The organism is Devosia sp. Root685 (assembly GCF_001427875.1).
In the GTDB taxonomy this organism is placed as follows: Bacteria; Pseudomonadota; Alphaproteobacteria; order Rhizobiales; family Devosiaceae; genus Devosia.
On record NZ_LMHK01000001.1, the window covers coordinates 621,860 to 641,474 of the forward strand.

Below are 19,615 nucleotides of genomic sequence, written 5' to 3' on the forward strand. Positions count from 1 at the left end.
CATGGGGTGGGAACCAGCGCTGCTCTTGCCGCATGCCAAGGCGGAGGCTAGACCAATCAGACACATGACGGTCCGAGTTCCCCTGCCTATATGTCTACACGCCCAAAATTCATAGCCGCCATTATTGTTGCCGCCGGAAAAGGCGAGCGTGCGCAAACAGGGGATTTTTCCGAACCCAAGCAATATCGCCGCCTCGGCGGACGCCCGGTTCTGGCGCGTACCATCGACGCTTTCCTCGCACACCCTGGCATTTCGGCTGTGGTTCCGGTCATTCATCCCGACCACACGGCCCTCTATGAGGCTCTGGGGCTCGAAAACGAGCGGTTGCGCGAGCCTGTTCCGGGCGGGGCCAGCCGCCAGGCGTCGGTTCTCGAAGGGCTCAAGTCTATTGCCGCGGCCCGGCCCGATCTCGTGTTGATTCAGGATGCGGCTCGGCCTTTCGTCACCGTCGAACAGATCGACGCCGTGATATCGGCCCTCGCCTCTCATGACGGCGCTCTGCCGACGCTGCCGCTGACGGACACGATCAAGCGCGCTCCAGACGGCCAATTGGTACTGACTACCGAAGACCGCCGCACGCTCTTTGCCGCCCAGACCCCGCAGGGGTTCCGCTTTGGGCAGATGTTCTCCGCCCATATGCGCGCCGCCAGTGTGCGCCGCGATTTCACCGATGACGCCGAGATCGCCGAATGGGCCGGCCTTCGCGTCGCCATGACCACGGGCGACCGCAACAATTTCAAGATCACGCATCCGGAAGACTTTCGTCGGGCAGAGCGGCATATTTCAGGAGACAAGGCCATGGAAACCCGCGTCGGCACCGGCTTTGACGTTCATCCATTCGAGCCCGGCGATGCCGTCTGGCTCGGCGGTGTGCGGATCGAGCATACGGCCAAGCTGGTTGGTCACTCAGATGCCGACGTTGCCCTTCACGCCCTTACCGATGCCATTCTGGGCTCGATCGGGGAAGGCGATATCGGCGTGCACTTCCCGCCCACCGACATGCAATGGCGCGGTGCCGCGTCTACGGTTTTCCTCAAACATGCCGGCGACCTCGTCGCAAAGCGCGGCGGACGAATTGTCAATCTCGATGTGACGATCGTTTGCGAGGCACCGAGGATTGCCAAACACGTTCCGGCGATGTGCACTGTCATTGCCCAGACTCTGGGGATTACTCCGGATCGGGTGGCGATCAAGGCGACAACGAGTGAGCGGCTCGGCTTTACCGGGCGGGAGGAAGGTATCGTGGCCATGGCAAGTGCAAGCGTCGAAGTGCCGAGGGATGCATAAATGGCAAAATCCCCCGAACCCAGCATAGGCAAACGCATCATCGACCTGCTGCGTGACAGCGACAAGACCATCGTCACGGCCGAGAGCTGCACCGGCGGCCTCATCGCCGCCGCTCTCACCGATGTCCCCGGCGCTTCTGCGGCGCTTTATGGCGGTTTCATCACCTATTCCAACTCTGCCAAGTCCCGCATGATCCAGGTGCCGCAGCGCCTGATCCATGACTACGGCGCCGTGAGCAATCAGGTCGCCCGCGCCATGGCCGATGGCGCCCGCAACACCGCTCGTGTCGATGTCGCCGTGTCGGCCACCGGCATTGCCGGCCCCGACGGCGGCAGCGAGAAAAAACCGATTGGCCTTGTCTATGTGGCCGTTTCGACCGATCTCGCCACCGTCGTCATCGAGCATCGTTTCGGCGATATCGGCCGCGACGAGGTGCGCAAGGCAACGGTTGCAGCGGCGCTGGACCTGGTATTGCAGGTGCTCACGAGCGACGAAGACTAGCGGCCGCAGGTGCTGTCGAGACGTGGCACCAGCCATTCCAGGGCCGGCACGATGGCTTGTTGCCAACTATCCCAATAGTGGCGCCCGGGTCCGACCCGCAGGCTGCTATCTGCCTTGGTGGTCACGAGCAGATTGTGGAAAGCCGCATTGGCTTCGATGAGATCGGGGAAATCATTGTCCCCTATAGCGAGATAAAAATCTGGTTTCTCCGCCATGGACCTCACGCTGTTCGCTCGCGTGAACACATTGGCGGCATTGAACCGCGCTGTGTCGAACGGCGTCCCGAACACATTTCCATAGAGATCAGGAATCCAGCGGCGCGGATCGTTGGTCTGCATGGGCCGGTGCAGTGCTCCCGAAAAGCTCATTGCCGCCACATAGGTCTGCGGATGGTTGATCGCCTGCAGCAGCGCGCCCGCGCCGCCCATGGATACACCACCGATCGCCCTGCCCTCGCGACAAGCCGCCGTCGGCACACTCGCATCGATTGCCGCGACCAGATCGGTGGCAAAAGCGGTATCGATCAGGCCGAGCCCGCCGGGGTCGGGATTATCGACATACCAGCTGTCGCCCGCGCCCGGCGCCACGACCACCATCGGCGGAATGTGTCCATCGGCGATCGCCCGATCGAGAATCGGCCCGAGATTGCCCCAGGTAAACCAATCTCCATCCGCGCCGGTCAGGCCATGCAGGAGATAGACCACCGGCCAGCGCTCGCCTTCCGCCGGAAACGGAAAGGGCTTGTAGAGCGCGTAGGGTATCGTCCGTCCCAAAGTCGGGCTCGGCGCCTCCAAATCATATTCAACAATTCCGGCAGCATTCGCCGGCACGGCAAAGGCCAGCAGCGCCGCAAAAGGGGCACACAACTCCATTCGCATATCTTTCCCCCGAAATTGCGAAAAGGTTTTCTCAATTCCAGTACGATGCCGCCGGCTCGCGTTAAGTGCAAGAGCCAGCGGCTGGGAAACTTTTGGGAAAATGCGCCCGGCGCTTAGGCGCCGTAGCGCTGATCGGCCTCATCGACAAAGGCCTGCATGATCTCGTCCTGCTTTGCCGCAAAAGCCGGCTCGGCAACAGCCGCGATCAGCGGGTTGGAGATCTTGAAGTCGATCTCGAAGCGCACGCGCGTGCCCTGCCCTTCAGGCTCGAAGCTCCAGATGCTGTCGAGATAGGCGAAGGGACCATCGACTGCCTTGGCCGCGATAGTCAGCGCCTCAGGATCGACCGTCACACGGCTCGTATAAGCTTGCGTAATCGGCCCAAAACTCAGCGTCATCCGGGCCAGGCGCACATCCCGTCCCCGCGCCGCCGGGTCAGGACGCACGTCCATCGCCTTGCAATTCGCGATGAACTCCGGGTAGCGCGCCAGGTCGGCCACGATGTCAAACATCGCGCGCGGCAAATGCGGCACGTGCCGCTCGAAGAAGCGCTTCATCAATGCCCCAGCTTGGCCAGACGTGCGGCCTTCAGTTCAGCGAAGTCTTCGCCGGCGTGGTGCGACGAACGCGTCAGTGGGCTCGACGACACGAGCAGGAAACCCTTGGCATTGGCGACGGTGGCGTAGGATTTGAATTCTTCCGGCGTCACGAAGCGCTGCAACGGATAGTGCTTCTTGGTCGGCTGCAGGTATTGGCCGATGGTCAGGAAATCGACTTCGGCCGAGCGCAGGTCGTCCATAAGCTGCAAAACTTCGTTCCGCTCTTCGCCAAGGCCGACCATGATGCCGGATTTGGTGAAGATCGACGGATCGAGTTCCTTCACCCGCTGCAGCAGGCGGATCGAATGGAAGTAGCGGGCGCCGGGACGCACCTTGAGATACTTCGACGGCACGGTTTCGAGATTGTGGTTGAAGACGTCGGGCCTGGCCGCGACGACGATCTCCAGCGCGCCATCCTTGCGCAAAAAGTCCGGCGTCAGGATTTCGATCGTGGTTTTTGGCGTCGCTGCACGAATGGCGCGGATGACGTCGGCAAAGTGCTGTGCACCGCCATCGGCGAGGTCGTCGCGGTCCACCGAGGTGATCACGACGTGCTCAAGCCCGAGCTTGGCCACGGCCTTGGCGACGTTTTCCGGCTCATGGGGATCGAGCGCGGTCGGCATGCCGGTGCGCACATTGCAGAAGGCGCAGGCGCGGGTGCAAATCTCGCCCATGATCATCATGGTCGCGTGCTTCTTGCTCCAGCACTCGCCGATATTGGGGCAGCCGGCTTCCTCGCACACCGTGACGAGATTGTTCTCGCGCACGATCTGCTGGGTTTCCTTGTAGATCGGCGAGCCGGGCGCCTTCACCCTGATCCAGTCGGGCTTGCGCAGCACGATGCTGTCGGGCCGATTGGCCTTTTCCGGGTGGCGCGGTTTGGCGACCGAATTGTCGATGAGCGTGACCATGATAGTCCTGTCTGGGGCTTTCCCCTATATCGCTCCCAAGAGCGGCCGGTTCAACCCGGCCTTAGTGATAAGCAGGCTTGCACGAAAGCTAGCCTAAGACCTCTGAAATCTCGGTCCAGTCGCCCCCACGCGACGCCGAGAGAATGCTGGTTTGCACCAGCGCCAGCGAGCCGAGATTGTCCTGGCCGGAGCTGAAACCGACCGGCACAATGCCACTCTCGATCACCGAGGCAATGGCATTGAGCGTGCCGGTGCGATCAGGAAATTTCACCGCGTCGAGCGGTATCGGCGCGGGCTTCTCGTCGAGCTTTTGCAGCGTGACGACATCAGGCCCAGCCACATTGCGGAAATGATCGCGCGAGCTCCAACGGATCTGTCCCTCCGCCGCGTCCATCACCCATTCGCCGGCCCAAGGCGTCACCGGGCCTGAATTCATCCAGCTGGCGCGATAGGAAACCATCGTACCCCTGGAGAATTCGATCAGCGCGACGCCGCTCGGATGGAAATGGAACGGGCTGCCCGGCGGGTTCCAGGTGCGGCAGGAGAGCCGGACCGGTTCGTCGTTGAGCACATAGCGCATCAGGTCGAAGTGGTGGATCGACATGTCCGCAAGCAGCGGGTCGGGCATGTCCCAATAACGATAGCCCTGGCTCGGCCCGTGCCGGCGGAAATCGAGCGACACCATGTTCATGGCGCCAAAGGTGTTCCTGGCAATCAGCTCTGCGGCCGCAATCGGTGCCGGCTGATGGCGATAGTTCTGGCTGACCATCAGCACCCTGTCCTGAGCCTTGGCGAGAGCCACCAGTTCCTTGCCCTGGGCAATCGTGGTGGTGAAGGGCTTTTCGACGATGACGTTATAGCCGAGTTCAAGACAGCGCTTGACCACCGGATAATGCGCCTCGGTGCGCAGCGTACAGATCGCCAGCACCGCGTCCGTGCGCTTGGCAGCCTCATCAAGGCTCGAGAAACACAGTTTCGGGTCGATCCCCAGCTCGGTCTGTACCCGGGCCGTGGCATCGAGGCTGGTGTCCACATAGCCCACCATCTCAATAGTGGGAACTTTGGGGATAACTTCCTTGGTCCAGCTAAAACCCCAGTGTCCGAGGCCGATCTGAATTGCTTTCACCATGTGGATAACTCCTCTGGTTTTTCGAACCCGCCGTCCTATCACCGGGTCATTCCCGCGAAAGCGGGAATCCCTCTTGTGGCTCTCCGCGGAGATTCCCGCTTTCGCGGGAATGACACCGTGAAGGAAGCGAACAATCAGATGTTCAGCGCGCGCCCGTAAGCGTCGAGCACGCTTTCCTTCATCGTTTCGCTCAGCGTGGGATGGGGAAAGATGGTGTGGATGAGGTCTTCTTCGGTGGTTTCAAGGTTCATCGCGATGACGAAACCCTGGATGAGTTCGGTCACCTCAGCACCAATCATGTGGGCGCCAAGGAGTTCCCCAGTTTTCGCATCGAAAATGGTCTTAACGAGGCCATCGGGCTCGCCCAGCGCGATCGCCTTGCCATTGCCCACGAAGGGGAAACGGCCAACCTTGATCTCGCGGCCGGCTTCCTTGGCCTTGGCTTCGGTCAAGCCCACGCTCGCCACCTGCGGCTCGCAATAGGTGCAACCCGGCACCTTCAGCTTTTCAAGCCCATGCACCTTCATCCCGGCGATTTTCTCGACCGTGATGACGGCTTCATGCTCGGCCTTGTGCGCCAGCATCGGCGGGCCGGCGACGTCGCCGATGGCCCAGATGCCGTCCACATTGGTCTTGCCATAGGCGTCGATGACGATGGCGCCGCGCTCGGTCTTCACGCCGACCGTTTCGAGGCCCAGGCCTTCGATATTGCACATGACGCCAACAGCCGAGATCAGCTTGTCGCCGGCGATCTGCTGGGTTTTTCCATCTTTGGTTTCGACGTGAGCGACGACGCCGTCCTTGGTCTTCTCGACCTTGGCGACCTTGGCTTCGGTGAGAATCTTGATGCCGCGCTTTTCCAAGCGCTTGCGGGCCAGAGCCGAAATCTCGGCATCTTCCACCGGCAGGATCTGCGGCAGCAGCTCGATCACGGTCACCTCAGCGCCGAACGAGCGGTAGAACGAGGCGAATTCGATACCGATGGCACCCGAGCCCATGACCACCAGCGATTTCGGCATTTCGGCCGGCTTCAGCGCCTCGAAATAGGTCCAGATCTTGTCGCCATCAGGCTCGATGCCGGGCAGCACGCGCGGACGCGCGCCGGTCGCGACGATGATGTTCTTGGCCTTGTAAGTGCCCTCGCCGAGCGCATTCTTCGGCACGGGACCCTGCGGCTGCACGATCGGCTTCTTGGATGGCGCAACCTTGATCTCACCTGGCTTGGTGATCGTCGCCTCGCCCCAGATGATGTCGATCTTGTTCTTCTTCATCAGGAACTGCACGCCATTGTTCATCTGCGCTGCAATAGCGCGCGAACGTTTGACGATGCCGTCGATATCGAAGCCGAACTTTTCGGCGCTCAGGCCATAGTCCTTGGCATGGCCCATATGGCCGTAGATTTCGGCAGAGCGCAGCAGCGCCTTGGTCGGGATACAGCCCCAGTTGGAGCAGATGCCGGCCATGTGCTCACGCTCGACAATGGCCACCTTCATGCCAAGCTGCGCGCCACGGATGGCAGCAACGTAACCGCCGGGACCGGCGCCGATGACGAGAAGATCGTATTGGTCAGCCATAAGGGCCTCCGAGATATTTAGGGCGGGTCAGAGACCCAGCATTGATTTAACGACCGGAACCAGCCCTGTGCCGATGGCGCGGGTATTGGCAGGATCGAGATGAACCCCGTCGAGCGGATCGGCATGGGCCACTTCGGCGGCGTCGAAGAATTCAGCGCCATATTCGGCGGCGCGCGTTCGGTAATAGCCGGCCATCAGCTTTGACTCGGCAATGGCAGCGTCTCCGCCAAAATGCACGCCCATTTCGGCATGCTTTGTCGGCACCAGATGCGGCGGGCTGACGATCAGCAGTTTTGGCATGATATCGCCGGGCTGCACGAAATGGCCCCGCACCACCTGCATCAACTTGCGAATGCCATAGGAAGCGGTGATCGCCCGTCCATGGATCGCAGGCTTGAGGTCATTGGACCCCAGCATGATGATGACGATGTCGAGCGGCTTATGCGTATCAAGCAAGACCGGAAGGATGCGCGCACCATTGCGGTCGGATGAAGCCGAGCCATCATCGAACGAGGTGGTGCGACCACCAAGACCCTCGGCAATAACGCGAACATTGCCCCCAAGCCCCTGTTCCAACACAGTCGGCCAGCGGTTCTCATAGGCATGCCGCAGCCCATCGGGCCGCGGATTTGCGCCATAGGTCAGGCTGTCGCCATAGGCAAGGATGGTTTTCATGCGCCCTGCCCTAAGCCAGCATCATCACCGGGTTTTCGATCAGGCCCTTAAAGACGCCGAGCAGTTCCGCACCCAGCGCGCCATCGACGGCACGGTGATCGCAGGAGAGCGTTACCGTCATGAACTGCCCGATCTTGATCTGTCCGTTCTCGGGATAGACGCGCTCTTCGCCGGCGCCGACCGCCAGGATCGTGCCATGCGGCGGGTTGATCACGGCGGCAAAGTGCTTGATGCCGAACATGCCGAGATTGGACACGGAAGACGCGCCACCTTGATATTCATGCGGCGCCAGCTTCTTGGACTTGGCGCGCGTCGCCAGATCCTTCACCTCTTCCGAGATTTCGCGCAGGGTCTTGGTGTCGCAAGACTTCACCACCGGGGTGAAAAGACCGCCCGGCACGGAGACCGCAACCGCAACGTCCGAACGCTTGTGATAAAGAATCGAGTCCCCGGCCCAGGTCGCATTGGCGGCCGGTACGCGCTGCAATGCAACAGCCCATGCCTTCATAACGAAGTCATTGACCGAGAGCTTATAGCCCGGCTTGCCGTCCTTGCCCTTGGGGGCCGACGCATTAATCTGCTCGCGCGCCGCCATCAGGGCATCGATCTTGCAATCGAGCGTCAGATAGAAGTGCGGAACGGTCTGCTTGGATTCAGTCAGGCGCGCGGCCACGACCTTGCGCATGCCGTCATTGGGGACGACTTCGTAGGAGCCTTCCTCGTAAAGCGCCATGACCTGGTTCTTGCTCATGCCGGTGGCAGGAGCGGCCGCCGGAGCACCAGCAGCAGGCTTGCTTGCGCCCTTGCCGGACTTGGCCGCTTCCACGTCCGACTTGACGACGCGGCCCTTCGGGCCCGAGCCGGCGATGCTGGACAGATCGATACCAGCATCCTTGGCGAGGCGTTTTGCCAATGGCGAGGCGAACACGCGTCCGCTTTCCGATTTCGCCGGAGTTTTTGCGGCAGCCGCCGGAGCGCTGGAGCCGCTATTGGCATTCGGCGCGGCCGGTGCAGGCGCAGCGGCCTTCGGCGCTTCAGGAGCGGCAGCCGGTGCAGCCTTGGGCGCTTCCGCCTTCGGCGCGGCGGCAGCGACGGCGCTGGCGTCTTCGCCTTCCTGCAGCAGCACGGCGATGACGGCGTTGACCTTCACACCCTCGCTGCCTTCGGCAACAAGAATCTTACCGATCTTGCCCTCGTCCACGGCCTCGACTTCCATCGTGGCCTTGTCTGTTTCGATTTCGGCAATCACGTCACCAGAGGAGACCGAGTCGCCTTCCTTGACGTGCCATTTGGCGAGCTTGCCCTCTTCCATCGTGGGAGAGAGCGCCGGCATGGTGATATCGATAGGCATACCGGGTCTCCTTACGAGCGATAGGTCACGGCATTCACAGCCGCGATCACTTCGTCAACATGGGGCAGTGCCAGCTTTTCAAGGTTCGCGGCATAGGGCATCGGAACGTCCTTGCCGGTCACGCGCAGCACGGGCGCATCAAGATAGTCGAAAGCCTGCTCCATGACACGGGCGGCCAGTTCGGCGCCGATGCCACCCTGCGGCCAGCCTTCTTCGACGGTCACGAGACGACCGGTCTTCTTGACCGATTCAATCACCGTATCGCTGTCCATCGGGCGCAGCGTGCGCAAATCGATGAGTTCGACATCGACGCCGGCGGCAACCAGCTTTTCCGTCGCCTGGGTCGCGTAGCGCATGCCCATGGAGAAGGAGACGATCGTCACATCCGCACCCTTGCGGGCGATGCGTGCCTTGCCGATCGGCAACACAAAATCGTCCATCTTGGGCACGAGGCCGGTGGAACCGTACAAAATTTCGTTTTCGAGGAAGACAACCGGGTTCGGCGAACGAATGGCGGCTTTGAGGAGGCCCTTGGCGTCAGCCGCGCTATAGGGCGCGATCACCGTAAGGCCCGGAACGTGGCTATACCATGCCGAATAGTCCTGGCTGTGCTGGGCGCCAACGCGCGACGCGACGCCGTTCGGGCCGCGGAACACCATCGGCGCCTTGACCTGCCCACCGGACATATAGAGCTGCTTGGCAGCCGAGTTGATGATCTGGTCGATTGCCTGCATGGCAAAGTTCCAGGTCATGAATTCGACGATCGGCTTCAAACCGGCAAAAGCCGCACCGACGGCGAGACCGGCAAAGCCGTGCTCGGTGATCGGGGTGTCGATGACGCGCTGCGGACCGAATTCCTGCAGCAGGCCCTGGGTCACCTTATAGGCACCCTGATATTCGGCGACTTCTTCACCCATGACGAAAACGTCAGGGTTGGCACGCATTTCTTCGGCCATGGCTTCGTTCAGCGCCTGGCGAACGGTCAGCTCGACCATTTCCACGCCTTCCGGCAGGTCCGGATCAGCCTGGGCTTCAAACTTGGGCGCGGCCGGAACGGCAGCAGCGGGAGCCGCGTCATTGGCCTTCTCGGCAGCAACGACCGGGGCCTCAGCCGGCTCGGGCGCGGTTTCCTTGACCGGCGCAGCGCCAGCACTTTCGCCTTCGGCCAGAACGAGCGCGATCGGGGTGTTCACCTTCACGCCCTCGGTGCCTTCGGCCACGAGGATTTCGCGAACCACGCCTTCGTCGACGGATTCGACTTCCATCGTCGCCTTGTCGGTTTCGATTTCGGCCAGCACGTCGCCGGACTTGACGCTATCGCCGACCTTGACCAGCCACTTGGCGAGCTTGCCCTCTTCCATCGTTGGCGACAGGGCGGGCATGAGGATTTGAGGCATATCAGCTCTCCAGAATGGTATTGCCGGGCATGGGGGCCACGCGGCGAAGTTCGAATTGTTCGGCAAATTGCGCGGCGGGCAGCACGCGCCAATCGTTGAGGGAGGCAGCGTCGGCGACCGGCGCCACAGCCTGGCGCTGGTTGACCGCCCAGCCACTGAGGATCAGGCCAAGGATCATGAAAACCAGGCACGCAATAACTGCGCGCTTGTAGATCGCCGCCTGCACTTCGCCGCTGAGCCCGGCCCAACCGGCAATGCGATCAAACCGCCACCAGCTGAAAACCCAGTCGCGCCAGCCGGGGCCGGTCGCGGTGGGGATTCGGCTGATAGAAACCGCCTGCCCGGCTGCAAGCAGACCGGACAGAACAGCGAACAGCATGATGACGCCGAGCAGGATGCTCATCGTGCGTTAGGCCTTGATCGTGATGTCAGTCCACAGCTCCGAGGCATCGGGCTCCGGATCATTGGTGGCAAAATCCGCCGCTTCCGTGACCACGGCACGAATGTCGGTCTCGATCTTCTTGAGATCGTCTTCCGTGATGACACCGGCCTCAAGCAGACGCGCCCGGACCTGTTCGATCGGATCGCGTTCCTGGCGGTATTTGGTCACTTCATCCTTGGAGCGATATTTCGCCGGGTCGGACATGGAGTGGCCGCGATAGCGGTAGGTCAGCATTTCGAGGATGTAAGGGCCATTGCCCGAACGCGCATGTTCGATGGCGCGCTTGGCGGCGTCATAGACCATGCGAACGTCCATACCATCGACCTGCTCGCCCGGAATGTCGAACGACGCGCCGCGCATGGAGAAGTCGGTGGTTGCCGCGGCGCGCTCGATCGAGGTGCCCATGGCGTATTTGTTGTTTTCGATCACGAAGACAACAGGCAGCTTCCAGAGCTTGGCCATGTTGAAGCTTTCGTAGACCTGGCCCTGGTTGGCCGCGCCGTCACCAAAGTAGGCAAGGCTCACCGAACCATCGCCCTTGTACTTCGAAGCGAAGGCAAGACCCGTCCCGAGCGACACCTGCGCGCCAACGATGCCGTTGCCGCCATAGAAGCGGTGCTCGTTGGAGAACATGTGCATCGAGCCGCCCTTGCCTTTCGACAGGCCGCCCTGGCGTCCGGTCAATTCTGCCATCACACCCTTGGGGTCGAGGCCCATGACCAGCATATGGCCGTGGTCGCGATAACCGGTGATCTGGGCGTCCTTGCCCTTTTCCGAGGCCATGGTGATGCCGGTGACGACAGCTTCCTGGCCGATATAGAGGTGGCAGAAGCCGCCGATCAGGCCCATGCCATACATCTGGCCGGCCTTTTCCTCAAAACGCCGGATCAGCAGCATTTCGCGGAAGGCGTCGAGGTCCTGTTCACTGGTGAACTGAGGGGCATTGGGCTGCGTCTTGGCCGAAGTGGCCGTCGCCTTGCGCGCCATGGGTGGGGCTCCCGTATAGAATGGAATTTGCCGCTTGGCCCGATCAGGCCACTTCTCGCACTATAGCGCAAGCGAATGACAGATAAAATTGCCCGGAAAGGGTAACGGCATGTGGGTTAGAGCGTTGAATCTGCTTGTATAATCTTGATTAACTGATCATCGATTAATTCTTGGAATTTACCAGAAATAGGTTTACCCGTCGCCGGATCGACCATGATCAGGATGTCATCCGCATTGGCCATATTGAGCAGCGCCCTTGCCCGCTCCGTCACGATATCAGGATCGAGATGGCGCGGATTCATCAGCGAATTGCGGTGGCGGAAGCTGTCGATCTCAGCCTGCAGGGCCGAAGAACGATCCTTGAGCACCTGAATATCGGCGTGAATTTCGTCGCGGCCTTCGATGCCGAATTGGCCGCTGATAGCCGAATAGCCGAGATAGCCCTGAAAAGCCAGGAGCGCCACGGCTAGGGCCAAAGGACGCCAGAATGGTGGGCGTTTAAGTCTGGTGGGCATGTACGGACCGGTCTAGGGGTCTTCACTATGCCGCACGAGGAATTAATACGCGGTTTAGCTATTCCGCCGCGACCCGCGCCGGCAGGCTGCCTTCCTCGAACAGCGCGCTGACCGATTCCCCATTGTTGATGCGCCGCATGGCCTCAGCCAGGGCCGGCGCCACCGACAAAACGGTCAGTTTGCCATGGGACTGCCGCGCCGCATTGGGCAGCGTATTGGTGCAGACAATCTCGATCACATCGGGCTCGGCTGCCAGTCGCGCAACCGCATCGCCGCCGAAAATCCCATGCGTGCAAGCGACCCGCGCCGAGCGCGCTCCGTTGGCGCGCAGGTGTTTCAGCAATTCGAGGATCGAGCCGCCGCTGGCGATTTCATCATCGAGGATGATGACATCCTTGCCCCGCACCTCGCCGATAATCGCCGAGATGTGCACCTGGGTATCGTTGATCCGCTCCTTGGCGCCCGCCGCCACCGGCGTGCCGAGGCCACGCGCAAAGGCAGCGGCCGTCTTGGCATTACCAAGGTCGGGAGAGACGACAACCGTGTTGCTCAGATCAAAGCGCCGGAAATGCGCGGCCATTTCGTGCAGCGCATGGAGGTGGTCCACCGGCACACTAAAGAACCCATGCACCTGCGGGGAATGCAGCGTCATGGTCAGAACGCGATCGGCGCCTGCGGTCTTGAGCAGATCGGCAACCAAACGGCCACCGATCGAAATGCGCGGCGCATCCTTCTTGTCGGAGCGCGCGTAGGAATAGTGCGGAATGACCGCCGTGATCCGCGCCGCCGAAGCGCCGCGCGCCGCGTCGAGCATCAGCAGCAGTTCCATCAGGTGCTCCTGAACCGGCGCGCTCAGCGTCTGGACCAGAAATACATCCTGTTCGCGGCAATTGGCCTGCAATTGCACTTCGATACAGTCGTTGGAAAAGCGCTTCACCTGCGTCGGCAGCAGCGGCACGCAGAGATCAGCGCATATCTCCCTCGCCAGTTCGGGGTGCGCGCTACCACTGAACACAGCAATCTGGTTCATGCGACGTCCTCGGCCTTTGGCGAGCAGGATTATGCGGCGGTCTTAAACTACGCAGCCTCAGAGCGCAACGTAGTCGATCTCCTGGAACTTTGCGACTTCGGGCACCCAGCGATCCCGCACGAAGGCGACGTGATCGGGGTGCACGTTGTAGCCGTCATAGGCGGCCTGGTCCGCGAACTCCATCGAGAAGCCATAGGCATAGTCAGCCTTGGGGCTGACCTGCTTCAGGCGCTCGAATTTTTTGACGCCGGGAATGGCTTCCAGCACCAGGGCGTCGCGGAGAAACGCCGCCTCGGCCTCCGAGCCCGCCGCATGCTTTAGGCTAAAGACAACGGTGTGACGGATCATCACTCGGCTCCAACGGCTTCATTGGCAGCGATCGCTGCCATGTTGACGATGCCGCGGCTGGTCACCGACGGAGCAAGAATATGCGCCGGCGCGCGCGTACCCATCAGGATCGGACCGACCGCCAGAGCGTTGTTCATTTCCTTGAGCAATGTCATCGAGAGGTTCGCCGCATCGAGATCGGGGAAGATCAGGAGGTTGGCTTCGCCCTTCAGCACCGTTTCCGGCACATAGCGTTCGCGCAGTTCCTGGTTGAGCGCCAGGTCGCCCTGCATTTCGCCCTCGACGATCAGGTCCGGAGCCGCGGCCTTGAGCTTTTCATAGACCTCGCGCATCTTGAACGCGCTGTCGCCATCGCGCGAACCGAAGTTCGAATAGCTCAAGAGCGCCATACGCGCCTCGATGTTGAAGCGCTTGAGATGCTCCCGCGCCTGCAGCGAAATGCTGACCAGTTCATCGGCCGACGGGTTCTGGTTCACATAGGTATCGGCAAGGAAAAACGCCCCGCGCGGCATGATCAGCATGGAGAGCGCTGAAACATCGCTGACGCCGTCCTGCAGCCCGATGATCGAGCGGATATCACGGACGTGCTTGATGTAGCGACCCTGCAAACCACAGATCAGCGCGTCGGCTTCGCCACGCTTCACCGCCAGCGCGCCGATCACCGTGGTATTGGTGCGCACGATGGTGCGGGCGGTGTCCGGCGTGACGCCATTGCGGCCCACCAGCGAATGGAAGTGGCTCACATAGTCGCGATAGCGCGGATCGTCTTCGGGATTGATCACCTCGAAATCGCGGCCAGGCTGGATACCCAAACCGAAGCGCTCGATGCGCGCCTCGATCACGGCCGGACGGCCGATCAGGATCGGGCGGGCAATCCGCTCTTCCAGCAGCACCTGTGTCGCGCGCAGCACCCGCTCGTCTTCGCCATCGGCAAAGGCGATGCGCTTGTTCTGGCCCTGTGCCCGATCGATGATCGGTTTCATCACGAGGCCCGAGCGGAACACGAAGCGGTTGAGCTGGTCCTGATAGGCATCCCAATCGGCGATCGGGCGCTTGGCGACACCCGATTCCATCGCCGCCCGCGCCACGGCCGGCGCAATCCGCAGGATCAGGCGCTGGTCGAAGGGGTTAGGAATGATGTGGTCCGGTCCGAACACGGCCGGCGCGCCCGAGGGCGAGACTTCAAGACCCGGCTCATGCGCCAGCTTGGCAATGGCGCGAACCGCCGCCAGCTTCATTTCTTCATTGATCGTCGTCGCATGCACATCGAGCGCGCCACGGAAAATGAAGGGGAAGCAGAGGACGTTGTTGACCTGGTTGGGATAGTCCGAACGCCCGGTGCAGACCATGGCATCGGGCCGTGTCGCCTTGGCCAGCTCGGGCATGATTTCGGGGTTGGGATTGGCCAGCGCCAGGATCAGCGGCTTCGGCGCCATCTTTGCCAGCATTTCCGGCTTCAGCGCGCCGGCGGCCGAGAGGCCCAGGAACACGTCGGCGCCCTCGATCACTTCGGCCAGCGTCGTTGCATCGCTCTGGCGGCGGAACTGGCCGCGCCACTTGTCATTGACGTCGTTGCGCTTGTGCGTAACGAGGCCGTCTTTGTCGGCAACCCAGATATTTTCGTGCTTGGCGCCGAGCGCCACCAACACGTTGAGGCAGGCAATAGCCGCGGCCCCTGCCCCCGAGGTGCAGATCTTTACGTCTTCGATCTTCTTGCCGGTTAGTTCGAGCCCATTGAGCACGGCCGCACCGACGATGATCGCCGTGCCGTGCTGGTCGTCATGGAAAACCGGGATCGGCATGCGCTCGCGCAGTGTCTCTTCGATCTCGAAGCAATCCGGTGCGCGAATATCTTCGAGATTGATGCCGCCAAATGTCGGCCACAGCGGCGCCACGGCGTCGATGAATTTTTTCGGGTCGATCTCATCGATTTCGAGGTCGAACACGTCGATACCGGCGAACTTCTTGAAGAGGACAGCCTTGCCCTCCATCACAGGCTTGGAGGCCAGCGCGCCGATATTGCCAAGGCCCAGCACGGCCGTGCCGTTAGAGATCACCGCCACAAGATTTTGCCGCGACGTATAGCGCGCAACGGTCTCGGGATTCGCTGCGATTTCCTCGCAGGGGGCCGCCACGCCGGGCGAATAGGCGAGCGCGAGGTCGCGCTGATTGCCGAGCGGCTTCAGCGGTTGGATTTCAAGCTTGCCGGGTTTCGGAAATTCATGGAAGTGCAAAGCAGCATCGCGCAGAACCTTGCGTTGCTCATTTGGATCAGTCGACACACTTTCCTCCGGCGAGAGCTTATACCGGGCCGTACGTGCCACCAATCAGCGCCGAAGGAAAGAGGCGCAGGCTCTTGTGGGGCCAAGAAATGCCGCCTCCCCGCCCCCAAATTGCCCGACTCGCGATCAAGCTGCGTCGGTAACGATTTCCGAGGGATCGTTAAGGTCCGAATAGCTCGCCGGGGTCGAAGCCAGCGCCAGCGCCAGTTCCTTGAACGCCCCGACTTTGAGGGCCGGCGCGAAGATGTAGCCCTGCGCCTGAATGACCCCGCGCGAGCGCAGATAGATCGCCTGCGCTTCGGTTTCGACACCCTCGGCCACGATCTCGCAATCGAGATCCTTGGACATGGCGATCAGCCCATCGAGCACCGGCACCTGCGTCGTGCCCGGCTTGATCATGTCGACGAAGATGCGATCGATCTTGATCACATCAACGCCGAGCGTCGCGATATAGGCAAGGTTCGAATGGCCCGTGCCGGCATCGTCCATAGCGATGCGCGAACCGAGCGCATGGAGGCCGGAGATAACGCTGTTCACGGCCAGCGAGTTTTCGAGCGGGCGGCGCTCGGTGATTTCAAAGACCAACTGGTCGTAGGAGATTGGCGAATTGCCGAAGATCGCCTGCACGTCATCGACGATGCCGACATCGCGGAAGTGGCCCTCGAAGAGATTGATGGAAATCTTCAGGCCCGGAATCTTCTGCGAGAGATCGCTGAGGTCGTAACGCACCTGCTGCATCAGCGAGAGCGTCATCGGAATAGCCATGCCCGATGCTTCGGCATAGTCGATGAAGACACCCGGCGGCACCACTTCGCCACTCGGCTTTTCCCAGCGGCACAGCACTTCACACCCCATGAGCCCGCCCGTGCGCAGGTTGATGACCGGCTGGTAATAGGGCTTGATTTCGTTACGGCCGATAGCGCGTTCGAGATCGAACGAGGGTGTCCGCGAGCGACGGGCATAGCGCAGCGTCAGCAGCAGCAGGCCTCCACTGACGAGGCAACCGAGAACGGTGAAGAGCACGTCGAGATCGGCATAGCCTGCCCGCGCTTCGGCGAAAGGCAGCAGATAGCGAATCTTGATCGGCAGTTCGCCGGCAAAGCTCTGCACCGCCAGATAATCCCCGCGCGCCGCCTGACGGTCGAAATCGACAGAAGCGCCCAGCGAAAGAACCGGCAGGCCGCTCGTCAGAGCAATATCCAGCATGGCGCCGTCAGGCAGGTTGTCAGTCAGCGATTCTTGCGTCGTGGCCATCAGCGGCGTAAAAGCCGAAACGCGGCGCACCCCGCCGAGGGTCTGCGTGACCTTGAGGGCCGGCATCACCATTTCGGCAAATTTGACGACGGTGATCGTCTCGGTGAGCCCCGGCACCGGCAGAGATTCCGAGAGCGGCGAATAGGCGACGTTGCGACCATAGGCGTCGCAATATTGTACCCCATCCATGTTCTCGACGAGGATCTGCTTCACGTTGAAACTGTTGTCGATTGCCGTCTGGGCAAAGCCGCTAAATGTCGGCGTGCAGAAAGACGGACTATCGGAAATCACCTGCCGCAGGGCCGTTACGGCATTGGCGGCGTTATAATTGATCTCGGAGCTGAGCGCATCGATCCGCGCCTGCAGCGCCGCGACTTCCTTGTTCCGGACATAGGCGTCGAGCAGATAGTCGACCGAGACTATGGGGACAAAGGCCAGTAAGGCGCCCAGCAACATAAGAACGTGCGAGAACTTCGCCTTCACCGGCCATATCCACTTCTGTCAGCTCTATCCCATTGTTAACGTTGCGATCTTAAAGACCCGTTAACCAGGATTTTAGCCGCCGGTGGAAACGAAAAAGGCAGGCCTTGCAGCCTGCCTTTTAAAGAAAATTCTCGCTGACAAATCAGCTCTGGACGTTGAGGCGGATGCTCAGTTCGCGCATCTGCTTAGCCGAAGCCGGGCTCGGCGCGCCCATCAGCAGGTCTTCGGCCTGCTGATTCATCGGGAATGCCGTGATTTCACGCAGGTTCGCAACACCGCAGAGCAGCATCACGATACGGTCGATACCGAAAGCCGCGCCACCATGCGGCGGCGCGCCATACTGGAAGGCGCGGTAAAGGCCGCCGAACTGCTCTTCGACTTCCTCGCGCGACTTGCCGGTCAGTTCGAACGCCTTGACCATGGTCTCGGGCTCCTGGTTACGAATCGACCCGGAGGCGATTTCAAAACCATTGCAAACCGCGTCATACTGATAGGCCTTGAGCGAGAGCGGCTCGGCCGAGTTCAGCCCTTCGAGGCCCCCCTGCGGCATCGAGAACGGGTTGTGCGCGAAGTCGATGCGCTTTTCTTCCTCGCTCCATTCGTAGAACGGGAAATCGACGATCCAGCACAGCGCGAACTGCTCGGTGTCGACCACGCCGAGATCGGTACCGACCTTCGTGCGGGCTTCGCCGGCGAACTTGTAGAATTTTTCAGGGCGACCAGCGACGAAGAACACGGCATCGCCGTCCTCAAGGCCGAACTGGGCCCTGATCGCCGCGGTGCGCTCTTCGCCAATGTTTTTGGCGATCGGGCCGGATCCAGCGCCGTCCTTAAAGAAGATATAGCCAAGGCCCGGCTGACCTTCACCCTGTGCCCAGGCGTTCATGCGATCGCAGAAGGCGCGGCCGATCGGCTCGGCGCCCGCCTTGTTCTTGGCCGGAACCGCCCAGACTTCCACCTTGGAGTCGGCTTCGATCTGGTTGGCGAAAACCTTAAAGCCCGAACCGGCAAAATGCTGGGTCACAGCCTCTATTTCGATCGGGTTACGCAGATCGGGCTTGTCCGAGCCGTATTTGCGGATCGCCGTGTCATAGGGAATGCGCGGCCAGCTTTTGGTCACGCGCTTGCCGTCGGCGAATTTCTCGAACACGTTGGTGATCACCGGCTCGACGGTGTTCCACACGTCTTCCTGCGTCACAAAGCTCATTTCGAGATCGAGCTGATAGAATTCGCCCGGCAGACGGTCGGCGCGCGGATCTTCATCGCGGAAGCACGGCGCAACCTGGAAATAGCGGTCGAACCCGGCAACCATCAGCAGCTGCTTATACTGCTGCGGCGCCTGCGGCAGCGCAAAGAATTTGCCGGGGTGAATGCGGCTCGGCACGAGGAAGTCGCGCGCGCCTTCCGGCGAGGAAGCCGTCAGGATCGGGGTCGAAAACTCGGTAAAGCCAGCCTCACCCATGCCGTTGCGCATGGCCGAGATGACCTTGGTGCGCTTGAGAATGTTGGCGTGCAGCTTTTCGCGGCGCAGATCGAGGAAGCGGTAACGCAGGCGAATATCTTCGGGATATTCGGCGTCGCCAAAGACCGGCAGCGGCAGTTCCTTGGCCACCGACAGAACTTCGATTTCGCGGATGAATATCTCGATGGCGCCGGTCGCGATGTTGGTGTTCTGCGCCGCGGCATCGCGCAGCTTCACTTCGCCATCGATGCGCAGCACCCATTCGGAGCGCACTTTTTCAGCGTCGGCGAAAGCGGCGGAATCAGGGTCGATCACGCACTGCGTAATGCCATAGTTGTCGCGAAGGTCGATGAACAGCAGGCCGCCATGGTCGCGGATGCGATGGACCCAACCGCTCAGGCGCACATTCTTGCCGGCATCGTCCGCCGTCAGAGCGCCACAGGTGTGGGTGCGGTAGCGATGTGTCGTCATTTTCAAACTCGAAAAAATGCAAAAAAGGGCCGGATTCTT

General features: G+C 61.2%; 18 protein-coding genes. 2 read left to right on the forward strand and 16 right to left on the reverse strand.

The genetic code is table 11. The features are described 5' to 3' along the window. Positions 1–90 precede the first annotated feature (90 nt). A complete protein-coding gene (locus ASD83_RS02990; protein WP_056307795.1) occupies positions 91–1,287 on the forward strand; it encodes a bifunctional 2-C-methyl-D-erythritol 4-phosphate cytidylyltransferase/2-C-methyl-D-erythritol 2,4-cyclodiphosphate synthase in 1,197 nt (398 codons plus the stop codon). Continuing rightward, the gene (locus ASD83_RS02995; RefSeq protein ID WP_056307796.1) at positions 1,288–1,788 is read left to right on the forward strand and encodes a CinA family protein; all 501 of its coding nucleotides are present in this window, start codon (positions 1,288–1,290) and stop codon (positions 1,786–1,788) included. On the opposite strand, the gene ASD83_RS03000 is transcribed toward ASD83_RS02995, so the two are convergent. From ASD83_RS03000 to aspS, 16 genes are all read right to left on the reverse strand, one after another. Then, positions 1,785–2,660 (reverse strand): alpha/beta hydrolase, encoded by an 876-nt coding sequence (locus ASD83_RS03000; protein WP_056307798.1) that lies wholly within the window; start codon positions 2,658–2,660, stop codon positions 1,785–1,787. The genes ASD83_RS02995 and ASD83_RS03000 overlap by 4 nt on opposite strands. A gap of 119 nt (positions 2,661–2,779) precedes the next feature. Next, positions 2,780–3,223 (reverse strand): type II toxin-antitoxin system RatA family toxin, encoded by a 444-nt coding sequence (locus tag ASD83_RS03005; RefSeq protein ID WP_056307799.1) that lies wholly within the window; start codon positions 3,221–3,223, stop codon positions 2,780–2,782. Next, the gene (lipA, locus tag ASD83_RS03010; RefSeq protein WP_056307801.1) at positions 3,223–4,176 is read right to left on the reverse strand and encodes a lipoyl synthase; all 954 of its coding nucleotides are present in this window, start codon (positions 4,174–4,176) and stop codon (positions 3,223–3,225) included. Before lipA ends, ASD83_RS03005 begins: the two co-directional genes overlap by 1 nt. A gap of 88 nt (positions 4,177–4,264) precedes the next feature. After that, on the reverse strand, positions 4,265–5,305 hold the full coding sequence (locus tag ASD83_RS03015) for a Gfo/Idh/MocA family protein (protein WP_082560926.1): 1,041 nt from the start codon (positions 5,303–5,305) through the stop codon (positions 4,265–4,267). A gap of 134 nt (positions 5,306–5,439) precedes the next feature. Continuing rightward, positions 5,440–6,879, reverse strand: coding sequence for a dihydrolipoyl dehydrogenase (gene lpdA / locus ASD83_RS03020; RefSeq protein ID WP_056307806.1), 1,440 nt, complete (start codon positions 6,877–6,879; stop codon positions 5,440–5,442). Between the two features lie 27 nt (positions 6,880–6,906). Next, positions 6,907–7,554, reverse strand: a complete 648-nt coding sequence (locus ASD83_RS03025) for an SGNH/GDSL hydrolase family protein (protein ID WP_056307807.1) — start codon at positions 7,552–7,554, stop codon at positions 6,907–6,909. A gap of 10 nt (positions 7,555–7,564) precedes the next feature. Next, the gene (locus ASD83_RS03030; RefSeq protein ID WP_056307810.1) at positions 7,565–8,905 is read right to left on the reverse strand and encodes a pyruvate dehydrogenase complex dihydrolipoamide acetyltransferase; all 1,341 of its coding nucleotides are present in this window, start codon (positions 8,903–8,905) and stop codon (positions 7,565–7,567) included. 11 nt (positions 8,906–8,916) lie between these two features. Then, on the reverse strand, positions 8,917–10,302 hold the full coding sequence (locus ASD83_RS03035; RefSeq protein WP_056307812.1) for a pyruvate dehydrogenase complex E1 component subunit beta: 1,386 nt from the start codon (positions 10,300–10,302) through the stop codon (positions 8,917–8,919). 1 nt (position 10,303) lies between these two features. Next, the gene (locus ASD83_RS03040) at positions 10,304–10,705 is read right to left on the reverse strand and encodes a hypothetical protein (protein ID WP_056307814.1); all 402 of its coding nucleotides are present in this window, start codon (positions 10,703–10,705) and stop codon (positions 10,304–10,306) included. A gap of 6 nt (positions 10,706–10,711) precedes the next feature. Beyond that, complete coding sequence (pdhA, locus tag ASD83_RS03045; protein WP_056307816.1) at positions 10,712–11,731, reverse strand: pyruvate dehydrogenase (acetyl-transferring) E1 component subunit alpha; 1,020 nt, start codon at positions 11,729–11,731, stop codon at positions 10,712–10,714. A gap of 116 nt (positions 11,732–11,847) precedes the next feature. Next, on the reverse strand, positions 11,848–12,246 hold the full coding sequence (locus ASD83_RS03050) for an FtsB family cell division protein (protein WP_082560927.1): 399 nt from the start codon (positions 12,244–12,246) through the stop codon (positions 11,848–11,850). A 58-nt stretch (positions 12,247–12,304) separates the two neighbouring features. Continuing rightward, entirely contained in the window at positions 12,305–13,276 is a 972-nt protein-coding gene (locus ASD83_RS03055; RefSeq protein WP_056307819.1) for a ribose-phosphate diphosphokinase, read from the reverse strand. A 57-nt stretch (positions 13,277–13,333) separates the two neighbouring features. Beyond that, entirely contained in the window at positions 13,334–13,624 is a 291-nt protein-coding gene (locus tag ASD83_RS03060) for a Dabb family protein (RefSeq protein ID WP_056307821.1), read from the reverse strand. Further along, positions 13,624–15,948, reverse strand: coding sequence for an NADP-dependent malic enzyme (locus ASD83_RS03065; protein ID WP_413813478.1), 2,325 nt, complete (start codon positions 15,946–15,948; stop codon positions 13,624–13,626). Before ASD83_RS03065 ends, ASD83_RS03060 begins: the two co-directional genes overlap by 1 nt. Before the next feature lie 84 nt (positions 15,949–16,032). Further along, a complete protein-coding gene (locus tag ASD83_RS03070; protein ID WP_156385719.1) occupies positions 16,033–17,643 on the reverse strand; it encodes an EAL domain-containing protein in 1,611 nt (536 codons plus the stop codon). Between the two features lie 142 nt (positions 17,644–17,785). Continuing rightward, positions 17,786–19,576 (reverse strand): aspartate--tRNA ligase, encoded by a 1,791-nt coding sequence (gene aspS / locus ASD83_RS03075; RefSeq protein WP_056309817.1) that lies wholly within the window; start codon positions 19,574–19,576, stop codon positions 17,786–17,788. Between the last annotated feature and the right edge of the window lie 39 nt (positions 19,577–19,615).